Origin of the sequence: Sinomonas cyclohexanicum, from assembly GCF_020886775.1 — a bacterium.
GTDB lineage: Bacteria > Actinomycetota > Actinomycetes > Actinomycetales > Micrococcaceae > Sinomonas > Sinomonas cyclohexanicum.
In genome coordinates, this window is sequence record NZ_AP024525.1 from 4,354,078 (window position 1) to 4,372,325 (window position 18,248).

Genomic DNA, 18,248 nt, shown 5'->3' on the forward strand with positions numbered 1-18,248 from the left:
CTGCGAGTCTAGCCAGCGTGGCTACCGGGCATAGCGCTGCACGAAGTTGGCCAGGATCTTCTGCGGCTCGCTCACGCGCGTGCCCCGGGCGCGCTCCTTGACCACCTCGGCCTCGTGCGGCGGGAAGTACCCCGAGTGCCGGTACGCGTCGATGCGACGCTCGAGGCCCGAGAGGTCCAGCTCCGGATGGAACTGGGTCGCGTAGAGGTTGCGGCGGAAGCGGAACATCTGCACGGGGCACGTGTCCGAGCCGGCCAGGAGCGCGGCATCCGGCGGGAGCCGGCGCACGGCCTCCTTGTGGCCCACGAACGCGTGGAACGACGGGTCAAGCCCGGCGCACAGCGGGTCGTGGAGCCCGACGGCGCTCAACCGCACCTTCACGGGCCCCACGGCCTCGCCGAAGTGCCGGTCCACGACCGCGCCCATGCGCATTCCGAGCATGCCGACCCCGTAGCACGCACCGAAGAACGGAAAGTCCGCCTCGACGATCCGTTCCAGGAGCGCACCAATCTCCGCCTCGACGCGCACCTGCGTCTCGCTCTTGTGCTCGGCCGGGTCCGAGGCGGTGTAGGGGCTGCCGCCGAGGATCACCCCGGAATAGTCCTCGAGCCGGATGCCGGGCAGCGGGCCGGCCTCGGCGCGCACGCGGTACAGCTCCTCCGGCGCGAGGCCGCTGTACGTGCAGAACGCGCGGTACTCATCATCGGCGACCTCGTCGTGGTCCCGGGCGGCGAGCAGCAGGAACGGGCGCATGCTCACATTGTGCGCGATCGCGATCGAAAGCGGCACAGCACGCCGGAACGCCGGACCGGGCCGGGGCGCCTCCCGGGAAGCGGGGCGGCCCTGGTCAGTCCTCGGCGGCGCGCCGGATGGACCGGCGCACGAAGAACGCGAGCGCCGCGATCAGCACCACGGCCCCGGCGCCGATCGCAATCCAGAGCGGCACCGCCGGGGAGGACGCGGACGACGGCGCGGCGGTCGCCGTGGCGGGGGCGGTCGCCGTGGCGGCGGGCTGCTGCGTGGTCGCGGCGGCCGAGCCTCCGCCCGCGGCTCTCGCCGTGAACGTGAACGTGCCCTCGATGGGATGCGAATCCGAGGAGACGACCCGCCAGACCACGGTGTACGCGCCGGCCGGCGCCCCCGGCTTGATGGGCTGGGTGACGTTGTTGTCCACGATGTTCGCAGGGCCGTCGGACTGGTTGATGCCGGTGGCGTCCTTGACCTGGATCTCGGTGCCGACGCCGATCGGCGTGTGGTCGAACGTCAGCACGACGGACGCGGGTACCGCCTCGAGAGCCGCACCGTTGGCGGGGTTGGTCGACTCGAGGGCGTCGTGGGCCTGGGCCGCCGCGGCCGGGGCGAGCATCGCGGCGCCGAGCAGGACGACGGCGAGCAGGCGGCCGAGGCCCCTCACGAGCGCCCTCACTTGGCGGCCGCCTTGCGGCGACCCGCGAGGACCACGCCGAGCGCGATGGCCCCGAGGACGGCGCCGAGCGCACCGAGGACGAGGCCCCAGACGCCGGCGGCGTCGCTGGTCTGGGCTGTGTTCTGCGCTGTGTCCTGCACAGCCGCGCCCGCGCTGGGGCTGGGTGCGGCGTCGTCGGCAGCCGTGGTGGTGAAGGACGGCGCGGGGTGCTCCGGCTCGGCTTGGCCGTCCTGCGCCTTCTGGTCCCAGTTCACCACTGTGCCGTCCGTGTACGTCTGGACCGTGGGGAGGACCACCGTGGTCCCGGCCGCGGGAAGGATGCCGACGGAGATCGAGAAGGACTGGTACTGGTCCCGGCCGATCTCGTGCGCGGCATCATTGGCCGTCCAGACGACCTCGGTGGGCGCCTTGGTGACGGTCGCACCGGCCACCGTCACGGGCTTGGGGAGGTCGGTGGTGATGACGTGCGCGGTCCAGCCCTCGACCGGCTTGACGGAGACCGACGTGAGCGGCGTGTCGGTGGGGAGCTTCACCTCCAGCTTGTTCGTCGCGGCCGTGGCCGACTCGTTGGGGATGTTGAACGTCAGGTGGGTGGACCCGTTGGCCCCGGTGTCATCGGGGCTCACGGTGACGTGGGCGTTGGCGGCGGACGCGCCAACCGCCAGGAGCGCTGCCGTCGCGGCGGCAGCCCCGGCGGTCGTGAGGGTACGGCGGAGGGAGGTCATCATGGTGTGCCTTCATGTCTGTGGCCCGCCGGGCGCGCACTCGCGCCCGGCAGGGGAGAAAACAGGGGAGTCCCGCGGCGTGCGGGGATCGGTGGCCGGCTCAGGCGGCGCACGACGCCGGCGGCCCCCGCAGCGCAGGCAGTCGCCACACGCTCTGGGAGCCCGGGAGGGTCTCCTCGGTGAAGGCCGGCGCGGTGGGCGCCGGGACGATGGCGGGGAGGGCGAGCACACGCACGAGTGGGCGTAGCCAGTCCTCGAGGGCCCAGAGGGCGGCTTCGCCCCTCGCGAGGAGGAGGGCCGTGGCGAGGGTCGCGAGTGCGTGCGCAAGGAGCATGCCGGCGCCCTCGGAATGCCCGGCGGCTCCGACGGCGTGGCCGGCTATCGGCCCGAGGACGTGGACGTGCCCCGCGGTCGGCGCGAGCGCGGGCGCCGTGGCCGAGGATTGCGAGAGCACGCCGAACGCCTCGTGCAGCACGAGCTGCCCGGCGCCGAGGACCGCGATCATCGCGGCGGGCGAGACCTTCCTGCCGCACAGCCACACGGCGGGCAGGGCGGCGATCGCGAGCAGCCCCGCGACGATGAGCGGGTCGGGAAGCGAGCCGCCGGCCATCGCGTGGGCGCCAGCGGCGAGGAACACGGTGGCTCCGGAGACAACCGCGGCGCGCGACAGCCTGAACAGAGCACGCATGCCGGACCGCCTTCCGTCGGGGAACCCCTCCCACTGTACGAAACTCGCGACGGCCCCGGGACGTGAAGGTCCTGCGCCTACTCGGTCGCGGAGATGTACTGCCGTTTGAGCCAGAGTCCGTAGGTGTCCTGGGCGTAGGGCACGCCGATGTTGTGGTCGTAGCCGGCGAAGTTGGTGAATGCGGCAGTCTTCGCGTCCAGATCGTCCCCGGACACGTTCTCGTCCCAGTCGCCGATGATGTAGGCGTAGTAGCCGGTCAGGGACTGTCCGGCGGCGTAGGCGTGGCTGGCCTCGCGGGCGAAGTTGGCGGTGGCCCAGTGGTCGCTGTGGTCCCCGGTGTCCGTGTAGGCCCCGGGCCAGGTCTGGGTCAGGATCTGCGTGGGCGCGAAGTCGACCATGAGCGCGGTCAGGAGAGAGATGAGGTCGTCCCGGCCGTAGTAGTCACTGCCGTCGACCAGGCCCACCGTGTCGATCCGACCGTCCCAGAGCTTGATGATGCTGTCGTAGCCGTACGTGGCGGTGCCGGTGCCGTCCGTGCGACCGTCTGGAATGTGAAGGAACGCGACCTCGATGCCCGTGCCGTCGAGCCCCTGGCGGGAGAAGGAGCGGCCCGGCACACCGTTCGGGAGGTCGGACCAGGAGTTGTCCGTCCCGGCGATCTGCGCATACGTCGACCGGATCCCTTCTTCCAGGGACTGCCAGTAGTCACTGCCCTCCCCGGCTTCCCCGGCGGTCGTGTACACCAGCAGAAGCGGCTGGTTCGCCTGGACCACGTGCAGGATGTCCGGACTGAGGAACAGCAGGTCATCATCCGTGTGGGCTACCACCACCATGACGGGCCCATCCGCCGCCCGAGCCGCCGGGGCCGCTGCGTGGAGGACCGCACCGCCCACGGCCGCGGCCCCGACCAGTCTGACGAACGTGCGCCGCGTCACCCCTGGCCCACCGGCAGCGGATGCCCACCCCTGCGATTCCGTACGAGGACAAGACATGACGACCCCCCTCTCCATCGCCCGCTGGCCGCACGCGGCTCGCGCGTGGGCGTGCGCACGGCGCCGATGGTGCGGATGCTAACCCCGTCGGCTCGGGATCAGAAGCCACCACGCCCTGAATGGGCTTCCGAGGTCCGGTGTGTATCATGTCCTCGCAAGGTGCCGTTCGTTAGCTGAGGCTCCTTCGCGGAAACAAGCCAGCGACCCCAAACGTCGAGAGACGCCCCCGGTCAGGACAGGCTGCCCCGGACTAAGGGGCAACCCCGATTGGCTCCTTGAGGAACACGCCCCAAGGTCACGACGCGGAGTGCCAAAGGTCTTACGAGGAAGGGCCCCCCGGCAGATCTGGCCGGGGCCTCCGGAAGGCGCGTGAGAACCGTTTCGAGGAGGTGGCTGACCGTGTCCAGCGGCGATAGTAGTCCCTCCCCGCATACCTCCTGAGCCCAGGGCACCCGGCCCTCCGGCTCATCCTTCCCTGACGTCGCACGCCCCGCGCGCCCACTCCTGCCGTGTTCATTCCCTGACAGGTCTGGGCCCTTGGCGTGCCCGCTTCACGAGCCCCGGCCACCGCCGGGAGGAAGCAGGTTCCCGTGATCAAGACCCCCCTGCCCCCTGTCGACAAGCACCTTGCTGTGCCCGCCGCGGAAGCCGGCCACGCGCCGTCGTCCGCCGTGCTTGATTCCGCCCACATCGGTGACATCCAGGGCGCGTTCGGCACGGTCCGCCTCAACGAGGCGGGCTCCACGACGCGGTCCAGCTGGAAGACGCGCATCAAGACCCTCCTGGCCATCATCGGCCCGGGCCTGATCGTCATGGTCGGCGACAACGACGCCGGCGCGTTCGGCACGTACACGCAGGCCGGACAGAACTACGGCACGGGCCTGCTCTGGACGCTCCTGCTCCTCGTGCCTGTCCTCTTCCTCTACGTCAACCAGGAGATGGTGCTGCGCCTCGGTGTGGTGACCGGCGTGGGGCACGCGCGGCTCATCCTCGAGCGCTTCGGCAAGTTCTGGGGCGCCTTCAGCGCGATCGACCTGTTCATCCTCAACGCCCTGACGATCGTCACGGAGTTCATCGGCATCAGCATCGGCCTGGACTACCTCGGCGTGCCCAAGATCCCGGGCGTGATCGTGGCGGCGCTCGTGGTGGTCGGCGCGGCCAGCACAGGGTCCTTCAAGACGTTCGAGCGCGTGTGCCTGACCCTCGTGGCCGGCTCGCTCCTGCTCGTGCCGGTGTTCTTCATGAGCAGCCCCGACTACGGCCAGATGGCGCACGACTTCGTGGTCCCCGGCTTCCCCGCCGGATCCGACGTCGCGGACGTGACGCTGCTCATCATCGCGATCGTCGGCACGACGATCGCTCCGTGGCAGCTGTTCTTCCAGCAGTCCTACGTGATCGACAAGCGCATCACGCCCCGCTACATGAAGTACGAGCGGGTCGACCTGTGGATCGGGATCGCGATCGTGATCCTCGGGGCCGCTGCGATCATCTCCTTCACGGCGTTCACGTTCGCGGGCCGGCCCGAGTTCGGGCAGTTCACCGACGCGGGCGGCGTCGCGGAGGGCCTCGGGAAGTACGTGGGACACCTCGCGGGCATCCTGTTCGCGCTCGCTCTGATCGACGCGTCGATCATCGGTGCCGCCGCGGTGGGCCTCTCGACGTCCTACGCGTTCGGCGACGTCCTGGGGCTCAAGCACTCGCTCCACCGCAAGGTCCGCGACGCGAAGGGCTTCTACGCGGCCTTCGCGGCGGTGATCCTCGTCGCGGCCGTCATCGTGATCATCCCGGGGAGCCCGCTCGGCCTCCTCACCGTGGGCGTCCAGGTCCTCGCGGGCGTGCTCCTGCCCTCCGCCACCGTATTCCTCCTCCTGCTGTGCAACGACAAGCAGGTCATGGGACCGTGGGTCAACGGGCGAGCGATGAACCTCTTCACGTCCGCGGTCATCGCGGTCCTCGTGATCCTCTCGGTCGTGCTCACCGCGGCCGTGCTGTTCCCGGACATCGACGCTGCCACCATCCTGGCGATCCTCGGCGTGGGCGCGGGCCTCACGGTCCTCACCGGCGTGGGGCTCGCCGTGGCCCACCTCGTGCGCCGGGCCGCGCCCTCCGGTGCCGGTACCGCGGCGACGCACGACGGCGAGGCCGCACCCGCTGTCGTGCGCTCGGCTGCCGAGAGCGAGGGCGGGCGCGCCGCCACGCGCGCGCAGCGGCTCACGTGGCGCATGCCGCCGCTCGCGCTGCTCGAGCGGCCGCAGCTCTCGGCGACCCGCCGAATCGGCCTGAGCGTCCTGCGCCTCTACCTCCTCGTGGCGATGATCCTGGTCGTCGTGAGGGTCGTGCAGCTCGCCCTCGGCGGCTGACCCCTACCCCCGCCCCCCGCGTCCCCCGATTCCAGACCGATCCGACCTGACGTACAGTCAGCTCGAGCGTCCGACGTGCTCCCGAAAGGCCACCGATGACCGTCGCACCCCAGAACCTCTCACTGTCTGCCGTGCTCCGCCACCCCGTCACCGACTCCGATGGCCACAGGATGGGCGCCCTCGCGGACGTGATCGTGCGCCTCCGCGACAGCGACTACCCACTCGTGACCGGGCTCGTCATGGCCGTGGGCGCGACGCGGACCTTCGTCTCGAGCGCAGACCTCGCGTCGCTCACGCCCGAGCGGGTCGAGGTCTCCCGCAGCACGGTCGACGTGCGGGAGTTCGCGCGCCGCGAGGGCGAGGTACTCCTGTCCGAGGACGTCCTCGGACACCGGCTCATCGACCTCTCCCGGATCGCGTTCGTCAAGGCCTACGACGTCCAGCTCAGCGAGGTCCTCGACGGCTGGGCCGCGACGGGCCTCGACGTGCACCGGCGGCGCTGGCTCGGCCTGGGCCCCCGGCATGCCGCCCACCCTGCACGGGACTGGCTTGAGTTCGAGCCCCTCATCGGCCACCGGGGCTCCGCGCGAGTCCGCCAGGCGAGCGGTCGGATCCACGGCCTCAAGCCTGCGCAGATCGCGGACATCATCGAGGACGCCAACGGGCACGAGCAGGCCGAGCTGCTCGACCAGGTCCACCGGGACCCCGAGCTCGAGGCCGACGTCTTCGAGGAGCTTGACCAGGACCGGCAGTCGGAGCTGTTCAGGGAACGCACGGACGGCGAGGTCGCAGAGCTGCTCGGGCGCATGCAGACTGATGACGCCGCCGACGCCCTCATGGACCTCCCACAGGAACGACGGCTGACCGTGCTCAACGCCATGCCGGAGCCGCAGCGGACCGCCGTCCACCGCCTCCTCGGCTATCACGACCTCACGGCCGGCGGCCTCATGGGCACCGACCTCGTCGCCCTGCCAGCCACGGCGACCGCCGCCGACGCCCTCGCGGCGGTCCGCGTGGCGTCGTACGTCCAGCCGCAGGCGCTCGTGGCGGTCTTCACGCTGCGCGAGGACGAGACGCTCGACGGCGTCGTCAGCCTCGTCGCCGCGGTCCAGGCCGACCCCGCGCGGCCCCTGTCCGAGATCGCGGACCAGGACGTGGTGGTCGCGGCCCCCACGGACGACGTCGTGGACGTCACCCGGCGCATGGCGGACTTCAACCTCCTCGCGCTGCCGGTGGTCGACGACGGGCGGCGCCTGATCGGCGTCATCACGGTCGATGACGCCCTCGAGGCGGCCATCCCGGAAGACTGGTCGCGCCGCGAGTCGGGCCATCGGGAGACGGGCTCCGAGTCATAGCTGGGAATTTGCTGACAATCTGTCTGTAAATCTTGTCGTTCCCGCGGGGGGCTGCAACGCTCTGTCCAGCCGGCTTAACGGTATCTGTTATGCATCGTGAATTTTCCGTCATCCGGCGCATCATGTCAGAGCGTTTCTCCCACCCCTGGAGGGCACTTGAGGAAGATCCTCACCGCAGCGGCCGCCGGCCTGCTGCTCGCCGGCGTCGCCACCACCGCCCCAGCGTTGGCCGCGCCCGGACCGAATCCGCAGTCGGACCACTCGATCCAGGTCTGCGCCGCGCCCCGCGCCGGCGAGGCCGCCTGCCACGCGCGGCAGGCCGTGGACCCCAACGGCAAGCCGATCGCCAACGCCGCCACGCCGCCGTCGACCGGCCTCACCCCGGCCCAGCTCCGCGACGCCTACAAGCTCACGGGGGCGTCCTCGGGCGGACGGACCGTCGCGATCGTCGACGCCTACGGCTACCCGAACCTCGAGCGCGACCTCGGCGTCTACCGGTCCCAGTTCGGCCTCCCGGCCTGCACCACGGCCAACGGCTGCCTGACCATCATGAACGAGACGGGCGGCTCGAAGCTCCCCCGCTTCAACCTCGGCTGGGCGCAGGAGCAGTCGCTCGACGTCGACGCCGTCTCCGCCGCCTGCCCGGACTGCAAGATCGTGGTGGTTCAGGCCAACTCGGCCTCCTTCGCGGACCTCGGCACCGCGGTGCAGACGGCGGCGAGGGTCCCCGGCGTCGTGGCGATCTCGAACTCCTACGGCGGCTCCGACGCGTCCGACGCGACGTATGGGAAGTACTACAGCTTCCCGGGCATCGCCGTGACGGCGAGCGCCGGCGACAACGGCTATCAGGGCGCGTCCTACCCCGCGTCGTCGAGCTACGTGGTCGCCGTGGGCGGGACCTCGCTCGCAAAGGCCGGCAACACGCGCGGCTGGAGCGAGTCAGTGTGGAGCGGGACCGGCTCGGGCTGTTCGAGCCTCAACGCGGCACTGGCCGCGGCGGCCTCCTCGAACACCGGCTGCGCGGGCCGCGCCATGAATGACGTCGCCGCCGCCTCCGACCCAAGCAACGGCGGCCTCGCCGTGTACTACCCGACCTCGAGCAGCGCCTCGACGTGGGGACAGTTCGGCGGCACGAGCGAGGCCTCGCCGATCATCGCGTCCGTCTACGCCATGAGCGGCAACACCGGCTCGGCGTCCACGTACGCGAACTCGATCCCCTACGCCCACACGGGCAGCCTCTTCGACGTGACCTCGGGGAACAACGGGACGTGCCCCACGGCCCAGTGGTGCACGGCCGGGGCCGGCTGGGACGGCCCGACCGGGATCGGCACGCCGAACGGGGTGAACGGCTTCTAGGGGTCACCTTCTGGGGGTCAGCACCCACGGGAGCTGACCCCCGGAACCTGACCCTCAGGAGGTGGCCTTCAGACGTACTCAGGCCGCCGGGGAGGGGACGGCGGGCGTCGGCACCGCCTCGCGCACGACGGCGGCGGCTCGCCTTCCCGGGTGGTCGTCGGCGAGGCGGGGGCCGGCGCCGAGGACGGTCTCCCGGAACGTCGCTGCGGCGCCCGAGGCGGTCTGAGTCTCGGCGAGGAGCCCGCGGCGCCGCAGCTCGGGGCTGACGAGCCTCGCGAACTCGAGCAGGTCCGCGGGCCGCACGGCCGAGGTCAGGTTGAAACCGTCCACGCCGCCCTCCTCGGCGAACTGCTCGAGCTGGTCCGCAACGGTCGTCGGGGACCCCACGATCACCGGGCCGCGCCCGCCGATCGAGACGAACTTCGCTACCTCGCGCAGCGTCCACGTGCGGTCCGGATCGAGGGTCGTGAACTGGGCGAGGGCGGACTGGTTGGCCTCGCTCCTGATGTACTCGAGCGGGGCGTCCTGGTCGAGCCCGGACAGGTCCACGCCCGTCCACCCGGCGAACAGGGCCAGCGCGGCGTCGGTGTCCACGTACCGCTCGTAGTCGGCGAGCTTCGCTGCCGCGGTCTCGTCGGTCTCCGCCACGATCACGGTCGCGAGGTTGAACACGGCCACGGAGTCCGCCGCGCGTCCCGCCGCGGCGAGCTCGGCTCGCAGCCCATCCGTGTACTTGCGGGCCTGCGCGGGCGTGGAGCTCGCGAAGAACACGGCCTCGGCGTGCTTCCCGGCGAACGCCCGCCCTCGGGCCGAGGCGCCGGCCTGGAACAGCAGCGGGGTCCGCTGCGGGGAGGGCCCCACCAAGGTGGGGCCGGGCACCCGGTAGGCCGCGCCGTCGTGCGCGATCCCGCGAACCTGCGCGGGATCCAGGAAGGTGTTCGAGGCAGCGTCGGCGACCACGGCGCCGTCGTCCACCGATCCCTCCCACAGCTTGTAGACCACGTCCATGAACTCCTCGGCGCGGTCGTAGCGCTCGTCGTGCGGGATCTGCGTGTCGAGGCCAAGGTTCCGGGCCGCCGACTCCTGGTAGGACGTGACGATGTTCCATGCCACCCGGCCGCCGGTGAGGTGGTCGAGGGTGCCGAACCTGCGCGCGAGCAGGTAAGGGTGGTCGTAGGTGACGGACGCCGTGACGCCGAAGCCGAGCCGCTCCGTGGCCGCGGCGAGCGCCGAGACGATCAGGAGCGGGTCCAGGGCCGGGTACTGGACTCCGCCGCGGACGGCCTCGTCGGCGCTGTCGCCGTAGACGTCGTACTGGCCGAGCACGTCGGCGAAGAAGATCCCGTGGAATCCGCCGTCCTCGAGTGCCCGCGCGAGCTCGGTCCAGTAGCCGAGCTGGGCGAACCGGCCTGCCTGCGAGTCGGGGTGCCGCCACAGGCCCGGCGACTGGTGGACCGGAACGAGCATCTCGAACGCGTTGAGGAGCAGGGGCTTGGTCATTTCGGGGTCCTTTCGGAGGTGCGGCGGTGTGGGACGCGTGGCCGCGGGGCGGCGCGGGTGCGACGGCGCACGACGGCGCGCGGCGTCTCAGGCGGGCTGCTCACCGGAGTCCGTGGCCGAGTCCGTGGCGGTGCGAGCGGCCCCGAACCGTGCCTCAGCAGCGGCCGGGTCCTTCGCGGCGAGCGCTGCCGCGGTCGTGAGGATGCCGAGGAACGCGAACCAGCCGCACACGAGCCACGGCTGGCCGCCGCCGACCTCGAGCAGTGCGGCCGCGACGAGCGGGGTGATGGCCGCGGAGAGGACGGTGCCGACCTGGTAGCCGAACGACACGCCGGAGTAGCGCAGCTCCGTGGGGAACTGCTCGGCGAACCACGCGGCCTGGGGGCCGTAGATCGCGTCGTGGAGGATGTTCATGCCCACGAGCAGTACGAGCGGCAGGTAGGTGAGGCTGCCATGGTCGAGGAACCAGAAGAAGGGCCAGATGAGCGCGATCACGCCCACAGATGCGGCCACGGCGATGCGACGGCGGCCGATCCGGTCCGAGAGCCAGCCCCAGAACGGGCCGGAGAGCAGGCCGATCGCGGAGACGATGAGGATCGCGGCGAGGCCCGACGTGGTGTCGTGGCGGCGGTCCTTGAGGTAGCCGAGGATGTACACGGTCATGAGCGTGTAGATGGCCGGCTGGACGAGGCGCATGCCGATGGTCACGAGGATGCCGCGGGGATGTTCCCTGAGCACGCGCACCACGGGCCGCTTGACGATGCGGGCCTCCTCCTTGATGGCGGTGAACTCGTCCGCATCCGTCACGCCGAGGCGGATCCACAGGCCCACCACCACGAGGACACCGGAGAGCAGGAACGGGATGCGCCAGCCGAACGCCTGGAACTGGTCCGCGGTGAGGAACGCCTGCGTGAGAGCGTAGGCGGCGGTCGCGAGCAGCATGCCGGCCGCGGAACCGACCTGCGTGAACGAGCCGAAGAGGCCGCGGCTGCCGGGCGGGGCGTGCTCGACCGAGAGGAGCGCGGAGCCTCCCCACTCGGCGCCCGCGGAGAGTCCCTGGATGAGCCGGAGACCCACGAGCCCGATGACGGCGAGGATGCCGATAGCGGCATAGTTCGGCAGGATGCCGATGAGGGTCGATGCGATGCCCATGGTCAGCAGGGAGGCGATCAGGAGGGCCTTGCGGCCGATCCGGTCCCCGAGGTGGCCAGAGATCACGCCGCCGAGTGGGCGTGCTATGAATCCGACGGCATATGTAGCGAACGAGGCGAGCACGGCCACGAGCGGGCTCGCATCGGGGAAGAACTGCTTGCCGAACACGAGCGCCGAGGCCGTGCCGTAGAGGTAGAAGTCGTACCACTCGATCGTGGTCCCGACGAATGCCGAGGCAAGGATGCGCCGCTTGGCGCGCAGGGCGGCGCCGAGCCCACGCTCGGCGGTGACGAGGGTGGCCATGTGGTTCCTCCGGATCGCGGCGCGAGGCTCGCTCAGGCGCCATACTTACGACGCCGGGGTCCCGGGCGCCGTCGAATCCTCACCTGGGGCACCCCACTACAGCTGGAGGGTTGCCGTCCGGCTAGCCAGGGCTTCTCACCGGAACTCTTGATTCTTCAAGCAGTCTTGCGCGCCCGGGCCGCGCGGGCGAAACCGGGGTGTCACGGACCTTCACACTCCCATGCCCGTCTGGAGGGCAGATCCTGAAGGTCATCTCCCGTGGGTCAACCCGCAGGAGATGACCCCCAGGAGGTGACTCCCAGAAGCTGACCTCCCGGACGTGACTCCCAGAAGCTGACCCCCGGGACGTGACTCCCAGACGTGACTCCCAGACGGGGGCGGGGCTCAGTAGTCCGGGTTGCTCGGGATGATGAGGCCCGTCTCGTACCCGTAAACGACCGCCTGGACGCGGTCCCGCAGGTGCAGCTTGGTCAGGATCCGCCGCACGTGGCTCTTCACGGTCGCCTCGGAGAGGAAGAACCGGTGCGCGATCTCGGCGTTGCTCAGGCCCTCGCAGATGGCGCGCAGCACCTCGAGTTCGCGCGGCGTGAGGTCCTTCAGCAGCGGATCGGATGCCGGCTCGGCCGGCGACGCCGCACCGCCCGCTGCCCCGTCCGACGCTGCGGCGCCGACCCCCGACTGGCCGTTGCGCACGTACGTCTCGAGCAGCCGCTGGGTCACCCGTGGACTCACGACGGCGTCGCCGCTCGCCACGAGCCGGACGGCCTGGATGAGCTCCGCGGGCGCCACGTCCTTGAGGAGGAACGCGGAGGCGCCGGCCTGGAGCCCCGCGAACGCGTACTCGTCGAGGTCGAAGGTCGTGAGGATGATGACCCGCGCCGCGGAGTGCTCGGCGGCGATGCGCCGCGTGGCCTCGATCCCATCCATGACGGGCATCCTCACGTCCATGAGGACCACGTCGGGGGCCAGGGAGCGCGCGAGCCGCACGGCCTCCTCGCCGTCGCCGGCCTCCCCGACCACCTCGATGCCCTCCTCGGACTCGAGCACGAGCCGGAATCCCATCCGCAGCAGCGGCTGGTCGTCCACGAGGAGGAGGCGCAGCGGGCCCTCCCGATGCTCCCCCGGCGCTGCGTGGTCGCCCTCCATCGATGCCCCCTCCGTCACGGACCGCCTTCTGCCCAGTGCAGCTCGGTCTCCACGATCCATCCTCCACCGTTCCGCGGACCGGCGTGCAGCGTGCCCCCGTACAGCGCCGCACGCTCGCGCATCCCGGCGATGCCGCCGCCCGTCCCGAGGTGGGGCGCGGCGCCGTCGTACGCGCCGCCGTCGTTCTCGACCCGGACCCGCACCACGCCGTCCTGCCGCGCCACGAGCACGTCCGCGCGGCTCATCCCCCGCCCGTACCGCAGCGCATTGGTGAGCGACTCCTGCACGATCCGGTAGACGGCGAGCTGGAACGCGGCGTCCGACGGCGGCGGTGCGCCCTCGAGGATCAGCGTCGCCGGGAGCCCGGCGGCACGGAAGCCCGCCACGAGCGAGTGGAGGCTTTCGGTCCCGGGCGACGGCGCGAGGCTGGCTCCCGCGGTCTCGCGCAGCACGCCGAGGACCCGCCGCATGTCCGCGAGCGCGGTGCGGCCGGTCCGGGACAGCTCGCCGAGGACCTGCTGGGCGCGGTCCGGGTCCTTGGGGGCGACCTTCGCGGCGCCGTCGCTGAGGGCCACCATGACCGTGAGCGAGTGCGCCACGACGTCGTGCATCTCGCGGGCGATCCGGTTGCGCTCCTGTACGGAGGCCAGCTCGGCGCGGCGCATGGCCCACGCGCGGATCTCGGCCTGGTGCTCGCGGGTGCCGCGGACCCATGCCCCGAGGCCGGCGGCGAGGAGGTTCATGAGCAGGAGGGAGACGGCCGCGACCAGTCCCACGTAGCGGGCGTTCTCGGGGACCTCGATCCCGTGGGGGGTGGTGTACACGAACGCGAAGTACACCGACGCGGGGACCGAGGCGAGCACGGCCGCGCCGAACGCGACGAGGGCCGGGGCCGCGGTCGCCACGGCATAGAGCGCGAAGAAGACCACGGCGCTCGTCGTGGAGCTGCTCGGAGACTGGTACAGCAGGGCCGCGTCGATCGCGACGGTGACGACGAGCACCGCCCAGGGCGAGCGGCGTCGTGCGAGGAGGGCGGCCTGCTCGAGGCCCAGGAGCACGAACTGCCACCACTGGTGGTGGAGCGCGAACTCGACGAACAACGGCACCGCGAGGAACGTCGCGGCGACGACCACGATCCAGTCCATCGCGACCGGGTGGTCGGCCAGGTACGCGCGGACGCGGCCCCGCCGAGGCGGGACCGCGAGCGCGAACGGGGTGCCGGGGGCCTGCACGGGGCTCCTAGACGTCCCGCTGCTTGAGTGTGGTGAACGCGGCCCCGAGCAGCACCACCACGTACGCGACGATCACGAGCGTGCCCTGCCATGGCTCGAGGAGGGCCGTGTTGAGCGGCGCGCTCGAGCCGGCCTCCATCATCGCGTTGGCGGCATTCGTCGGGAGGTACTTGCGGGCCTCCTTGAAGAAGTCGTTGGGGATGAGCTGGAAGATGATCGGCAGCACGAACAGCGCCGCGACGAGGGTCACGATCGCGCCGGCCGAGTTCCGCAGGAGCGCCCCGAGTGCGAGGCCCATGAGCGCCACCGCGGCCACGTAGGCGGCGCTGAGGAGCATGGGCCGCTGGATATCCCAGCTGGCCATGTCCAGGTGCAGGCTGTACTTGCCGAGGATGGGCTGGGCGGCCAGGCCGCCCAGGTAGGCGCCCACGTAGGTGAGGACGAACCCGACCACGACGGCGTACACGCCCTTGGCGGCGAGCACGGGCCACCGCTTGGGCACGGCGGAGAACGTCGCACGGGACATGCCGGACGTGAACTCTGCGCTGATCATCAGCACGGCGAGCGAGCCGATGATGAGCTGCGAGAAGGAGACGCCCGCGCTCGGAAGCTGCGGCAGGAGGGCCGCCACGTTGACGGCGGCCTCACCGGGACGGCCGGTCGCGGCGCCGGACTGCTGGGCCTGGGAGACCTGCCCGAAGCCCCACGCCTGGAGCGCGGAGAAGCCGACCATGAGCACCACCGCGCACGCCAGCAGGATCCGGGTCGAGAGGAGCGAGAAGAGCTTGATCCGCTCGGAGGTGATGACGCGGAGGAAGTTCGGGCCGGTCAGGGCGGGGCCCGCGGGGCGGCGGGTTGGCTGGACTGCGGTGCTCATCGGTTCGCCTCCTGATTCTGGGCGGGCTGGTCCGCTGCGGCCGACGGCGCGTGGCCGGCGTCGTGCGGGTGGCCGGTGTCGGAGCGGTACTCGACGTCGTCCTTGGTGAGCTCGAGGTAGGCCTCCTCGAGGCTGGCCGTGAGCGGGGTGAGCTCGTAGACGAGCACGCCGTTGCGGAGCGCGGTCTGGGCGATCTCGCGGGGCCCGAGGCCGGAGACCTCGAGGAGCTCGCGCTCCTGGGTCTGGATGCTCACGCCCTCGCGCGCCAGGAGCCCGGCGAGCCGCTCGGGGACGTCGGTGCGGACGCGCGTGCGGGCGCGGCCCTCGCCGGCGAGGATGTCCTCGATGGGGGCGTCCGCGATGATCTTCCCGCGGCCGATCACGATGAGGTGGTCCGCGGTCTGGGACATCTCGCTCATGAGGTGGCTCGAGAGGAACACCGTGCGGCCCTCCGAGGCGAGGTACTTCACGAGGTTGCGGACCCACAGGACACCCTCGGGGTCGAGGCCGTTGACGGGCTCGTCGAGGACCACGACCTGCGGGTCGCCGAGCAGCGCCGCGGCGATGCCGAGCCGCTGGCCCATGCCGAGCGAGAAGCCCTTGACCTTCTTGCGGGCCACCGCGCCGAGGCCGGTCATCTCGATGACCTCGCTCACGCGGGAGTTGGGGATGCCGTGCGTCGCGGCGAGCGCGCGCAGGTGGGTGTACGCGGTGCGGCCGGGATGGACGGCGCGGGCCTCGAGGAGGGCACCGATCTCGCGCAGCGGCGCCCGGTGCTTCACGTACGGCTCGCCGTTGACGGTCACGGTGCCGCGGGTGGGCGCGTCCAGCCCCATGATCATGCGCATGGTGGTGGACTTGCCGGCGCCATTCGGGCCGAGGAAGCCGGTGACGCGGCCGGGCTGGACGGTGAAGGTGACACCGTCCACGGCCGTCTTGTCTCCGTAGACCTTGGCCAGGTCCTTCGCCTGGATCATGAGATTCCCCTCTGTGCTCTGCTGTGCCCTGCTCTGCTGTGCCCTGATCTGACGAGCTCTGCTCTCACGAGCGCTGCCTTTCGCATGCCTCCACGCTAGGCCTGCGCGGAATCCGGACGCGACGGCCGTGGGGATGATCTCTGACCGCCGCGACGCGCCCGTCTCGTCCGGAAGGATGACGCACGACGGCGGGTGGTCGCCCCCGCAGGGCCGCCCCCTCACGCTGGCTGGTGACTCAGGCTACGGGCCGGGGATCGGGCTATGGGGCGAGAGGCGCCACCCAGCAGACACGGGTGCCACGTCCGAGGACACTGTCGACCCGGCTCCACCCACCTACGGATGCGGCGCGGCGTTCCATGTTGGCCAGGCCGCTGGCCCGCGGAGGGTTGGCGAACCCGCGCCCGTCGTCCTCGACCACGAGCTCCACGGCGTCCTCCTCCGCGGTGAGGGTCACCGTGACGCTCGATGCGCCCGAGTGGCGGACGGCGTTGCTGACGGCTTCCCGCGCAACGGCGAGCAGGTGCCCGGCAAGAACCGGGGGCACCTCGTCAATGCGGCCGGCCACGCTGATCCGGGGCCTGATGCGGCTGTTCTGCACACTCTCGTGGACCGCCTCGGGCAGCCTCTGGGAGAGGTGCTCCTCACGCGTCGGGACCGCACGCAGGGAGTAGATCGTGCCCCTGAGGTCCCGGATGCTCTCATCGATCTCCTCCGTGAGCCTTCCGATCCGGGCGTGGGCGTCCGCATCCGCCGTGAACCGCCGGAGGCTCTGGATACTCAGCCCCGCCGCGAAAAGGCGCTGGATCACGAGGTCGTGCAGGTCCTGGGCTATCCGGTCCCGGTCCCCTGAGAGCAGGTCCTGCTCGCGCTCACGGTGGGCCAGAGTCAGATCCAGCGCCGTTCCCACGTGGGAGCCGAAGGACTCGCCGGACTCCACATCCGACTCGGAGAATGGGCCCGCGCCAGCCTGCCGGGCGAGCAGGAGCAGCCGGTTTCCCCACGTGTGCCCGGACCCGGGGCTGCGCTGCCCCACGGTGAGCACCAGGACCTGGCCAAGCTTCTCGCCCGCCTCGGGCCCGAAGACCTCCACCGGGTCCGCGAGCACCACCGCGCGGCGTTCCTGCACGGGCCGCTGGAGGGCCGCGGGGCAGCGGAGGTCCTCCCCCGCGGCAAGGGCGAGGGCACCCACGGCCGTGCGCACCCGCAGGACGTCGCCCTCTGGTCGTGCGACGACGGCGAGTGCCGCATCGGAGGCGGCCAGGGCGTGCTCGGCGACGAGGTCCAGGTCCCCCTCGTGCGAGGGTGGATTCTCCGCCAGCAGCGCGCTGGCAGCCCTCATGCCGGCCTCGAGCCAGCGCTGCCGTCCGCGGCTCTGCTCGTACAGGCGCGCGTTCTGGATCGCGACCCCGGCCGCGGCCGCCAAGGCGGTGGCGAGTTCCTCGTCTTCGTCGGTGAAGTCCGCCCCGCCCTCCTTCTCCGTGAGGTAGAGGTTGCCCAACACCGCGCCGCGGACCCGGATCGCGACCCCGAGGAAGGTCTTCATCGGCGGGTGCTCGTCGGGGAATCCGATCGCGGCGGGATGCTCCCGGAGGTTGTGGAGTCGCAGCGGACGCGGGTCGGTGATCAGCTCCCCCAGCACCCCGTGGCCGGTGGGCACATCGCCGATGAGCCGGATCTGCTCGTCCTCGACACCGACCGTGATGAAATGCCCGAGTGTGTGGTCCTCGCCGAGGATGCCGATGGCGGCGTAGCGGGCCCCGAGCAGCTCTGACGCGGACTGGGCGACCCGCTCGAGCACCGACTGCAGGCTCAAGTCCTCGGCTATTGAGACGACCGCGCGCATGAGGCTGTCCATGCGGCCTTGGATCCGCACCAGCTCCCGGGCCCCGTCGGTCGACTCGTGTGGCAGCTCATCGGTCCTGCGGGGTCTGCGGTCAACCATGGTGGGACTCCCGAAAGTGGTGCGGCGCGTCAGGACTGAGCCCCTGGGGATCAGAACGCCACAAAGAACAACAGTTGTTTACCTCGATTGTGGTCCCCGGCACGTGCTCGGATCAAAGGCCTGTCCGCAATGTGCCCGCAAGTGTGCCCGCACCGGGCGCCCGGCGGGGTGCGCAGGGCCGACCGCGGAATAGGCCTTTGGGCCCCGGACTGCCGCG

Annotated in this window: 15 protein-coding genes and 2 riboswitches; of the genes, 3 read left to right on the forward strand and 12 right to left on the reverse strand. The window is 71.3% G+C overall.

What is annotated here, in order from left to right; genetic code table 11:
• Window positions 1–21 precede the first annotated feature (21 nt).
• The 5 genes from SCMU_RS20440 to SCMU_RS20460 all read right to left on the reverse strand — a co-directional run bounded on the left by SCMU_RS20440 (window position 22) and on the right by SCMU_RS20460 (window position 3,672).
• Complete coding sequence (locus SCMU_RS20440) at window positions 22–753, reverse strand: glutamine amidotransferase (protein WP_229230898.1); 732 nt, start codon at window positions 751–753, stop codon at window positions 22–24.
• A 94-nt stretch (window positions 754–847) separates the two neighbouring features.
• Complete coding sequence (locus tag SCMU_RS20445; RefSeq protein WP_229230899.1) at window positions 848–1,426, reverse strand: copper resistance CopC family protein; 579 nt, start codon at window positions 1,424–1,426, stop codon at window positions 848–850.
• A complete protein-coding gene (locus SCMU_RS20450; RefSeq protein WP_229230900.1) occupies window positions 1,423–2,154 on the reverse strand; it encodes a DUF1775 domain-containing protein in 732 nt (243 codons plus the stop codon). Before SCMU_RS20450 ends, SCMU_RS20445 begins: the two co-directional genes overlap by 4 nt.
• 97 nt (window positions 2,155–2,251) lie before the next feature.
• Entirely contained in the window at window positions 2,252–2,839 is a 588-nt protein-coding gene (locus SCMU_RS20455) for a hypothetical protein (RefSeq protein WP_229230901.1), read from the reverse strand.
• Window positions 2,840–2,916: 77 nt separating this feature from the next.
• The gene (locus tag SCMU_RS20460) at window positions 2,917–3,672 is read right to left on the reverse strand and encodes a PIG-L family deacetylase (protein ID WP_229230902.1); all 756 of its coding nucleotides are present in this window, start codon (window positions 3,670–3,672) and stop codon (window positions 2,917–2,919) included.
• 317 nt (window positions 3,673–3,989) lie between these two features.
• A riboswitch (M-box (ykoK) riboswitch) is annotated at window positions 3,990–4,167 on the forward strand.
• A gap of 254 nt (window positions 4,168–4,421) precedes the next feature.
• Here SCMU_RS20460 and SCMU_RS20465 point away from each other — a divergent pair.
• The 3 genes from SCMU_RS20465 (at window position 4,422) to SCMU_RS20475 (ending at window position 8,902) form a co-directional block, all read left to right on the forward strand.
• Window positions 4,422–6,191: an NRAMP family divalent metal transporter gene (locus SCMU_RS20465; protein ID WP_229230903.1), complete on the forward strand. Its 1,770-nt coding sequence runs from the start codon at window positions 4,422–4,424 to the stop codon at window positions 6,189–6,191.
• Window positions 6,192–6,286: 95 nt separating this feature from the next.
• On the forward strand, window positions 6,287–7,546 hold the full coding sequence (locus SCMU_RS20470; RefSeq protein ID WP_229230904.1) for a magnesium transporter MgtE N-terminal domain-containing protein: 1,260 nt from the start codon (window positions 6,287–6,289) through the stop codon (window positions 7,544–7,546).
• A 156-nt stretch (window positions 7,547–7,702) separates the two neighbouring features.
• Entirely contained in the window at window positions 7,703–8,902 is a 1,200-nt protein-coding gene (locus tag SCMU_RS20475) for a S53 family peptidase (protein ID WP_229230905.1), read from the forward strand.
• 78 nt (window positions 8,903–8,980) lie between these two features.
• On the opposite strand, the gene SCMU_RS20480 is transcribed toward SCMU_RS20475, so the two are convergent.
• The 7 genes from SCMU_RS20480 to SCMU_RS20510 all read right to left on the reverse strand — a co-directional run bounded on the left by SCMU_RS20480 (window position 8,981) and on the right by SCMU_RS20510 (window position 18,031).
• Window positions 8,981–10,402, reverse strand: a complete 1,422-nt coding sequence (locus SCMU_RS20480) for an LLM class flavin-dependent oxidoreductase (protein ID WP_229230906.1) — start codon at window positions 10,400–10,402, stop codon at window positions 8,981–8,983.
• An 87-nt stretch (window positions 10,403–10,489) separates the two neighbouring features.
• Window positions 10,490–11,857, reverse strand: a complete 1,368-nt coding sequence (locus SCMU_RS20485; RefSeq protein ID WP_229230907.1) for an MFS transporter — start codon at window positions 11,855–11,857, stop codon at window positions 10,490–10,492.
• A gap of 36 nt (window positions 11,858–11,893) precedes the next feature.
• A riboswitch (SAM riboswitch) is annotated at window positions 11,894–12,010 on the reverse strand.
• A 231-nt stretch (window positions 12,011–12,241) separates the two neighbouring features.
• Complete coding sequence (locus tag SCMU_RS20490; protein ID WP_229233102.1) at window positions 12,242–13,003, reverse strand: response regulator; 762 nt, start codon at window positions 13,001–13,003, stop codon at window positions 12,242–12,244.
• Between the two features lie 14 nt (window positions 13,004–13,017).
• Window positions 13,018–14,235: a sensor histidine kinase gene (locus tag SCMU_RS20495; protein ID WP_229230908.1), complete on the reverse strand. Its 1,218-nt coding sequence runs from the start codon at window positions 14,233–14,235 to the stop codon at window positions 13,018–13,020.
• Window positions 14,236–14,242: 7 nt separating this feature from the next.
• Window positions 14,243–15,112: an ABC transporter permease subunit gene (locus tag SCMU_RS20500; RefSeq protein ID WP_229230909.1), complete on the reverse strand. Its 870-nt coding sequence runs from the start codon at window positions 15,110–15,112 to the stop codon at window positions 14,243–14,245.
• Window positions 15,109–16,089 (reverse strand): ABC transporter ATP-binding protein, encoded by a 981-nt coding sequence (locus SCMU_RS20505; protein WP_229230910.1) that lies wholly within the window; start codon window positions 16,087–16,089, stop codon window positions 15,109–15,111. Before SCMU_RS20505 ends, SCMU_RS20500 begins: the two co-directional genes overlap by 4 nt.
• A 259-nt stretch (window positions 16,090–16,348) precedes the next feature.
• On the reverse strand, window positions 16,349–18,031 hold the full coding sequence (locus SCMU_RS20510) for a GAF domain-containing sensor histidine kinase (RefSeq protein ID WP_229230911.1): 1,683 nt from the start codon (window positions 18,029–18,031) through the stop codon (window positions 16,349–16,351).
• Window positions 18,032–18,248 lie beyond the last annotated feature (217 nt).

Excerpts from the sequence above, each read along its gene's own strand:
- SCMU_RS20510 (WP_229230911.1), bottom strand. The coding sequence starts at position 18,031 with ATGGTTGACCGCAGACCCCGCAGGACCGATGAGCTGCCACACGAGTCG.
- SCMU_RS20460 (WP_229230902.1), bottom strand. The coding sequence starts at position 3,672 with ATGGTGGTGGTAGCCCACACGGATGATGACCTGCTGTTCCTCAGTCCG.
- SCMU_RS20450 (WP_229230900.1), bottom strand. The coding sequence starts at position 2,154 with ATGATGACCTCCCTCCGCCGTACCCTCACGACCGCCGGGGCTGCCGCC.
- SCMU_RS20485 (WP_229230907.1), bottom strand. The coding sequence starts at position 11,857 with ATGGCCACCCTCGTCACCGCCGAGCGTGGGCTCGGCGCCGCCCTGCGC.
- SCMU_RS20455 (WP_229230901.1), bottom strand. The coding sequence starts at position 2,839 with ATGCGTGCTCTGTTCAGGCTGTCGCGCGCCGCGGTTGTCTCCGGAGCC.
- SCMU_RS20480 (WP_229230906.1), bottom strand. The coding sequence starts at position 10,402 with ATGACCAAGCCCCTGCTCCTCAACGCGTTCGAGATGCTCGTTCCGGTC.
- SCMU_RS20500 (WP_229230909.1), bottom strand. The coding sequence starts at position 15,112 with ATGAGCACCGCAGTCCAGCCAACCCGCCGCCCCGCGGGCCCCGCCCTG.
- SCMU_RS20490 (WP_229233102.1), bottom strand. The coding sequence starts at position 13,003 with ATGGAGGGCGACCACGCAGCGCCGGGGGAGCATCGGGAGGGCCCGCTG.
- SCMU_RS20470 (WP_229230904.1), top strand. The coding sequence starts at position 6,287 with ATGACCGTCGCACCCCAGAACCTCTCACTGTCTGCCGTGCTCCGCCAC.
- SCMU_RS20505 (WP_229230910.1), bottom strand. The coding sequence starts at position 16,089 with ATGATCCAGGCGAAGGACCTGGCCAAGGTCTACGGAGACAAGACGGCC.
- SCMU_RS20440 (WP_229230898.1), bottom strand. The coding sequence starts at position 753 with ATGCGCCCGTTCCTGCTGCTCGCCGCCCGGGACCACGACGAGGTCGCC.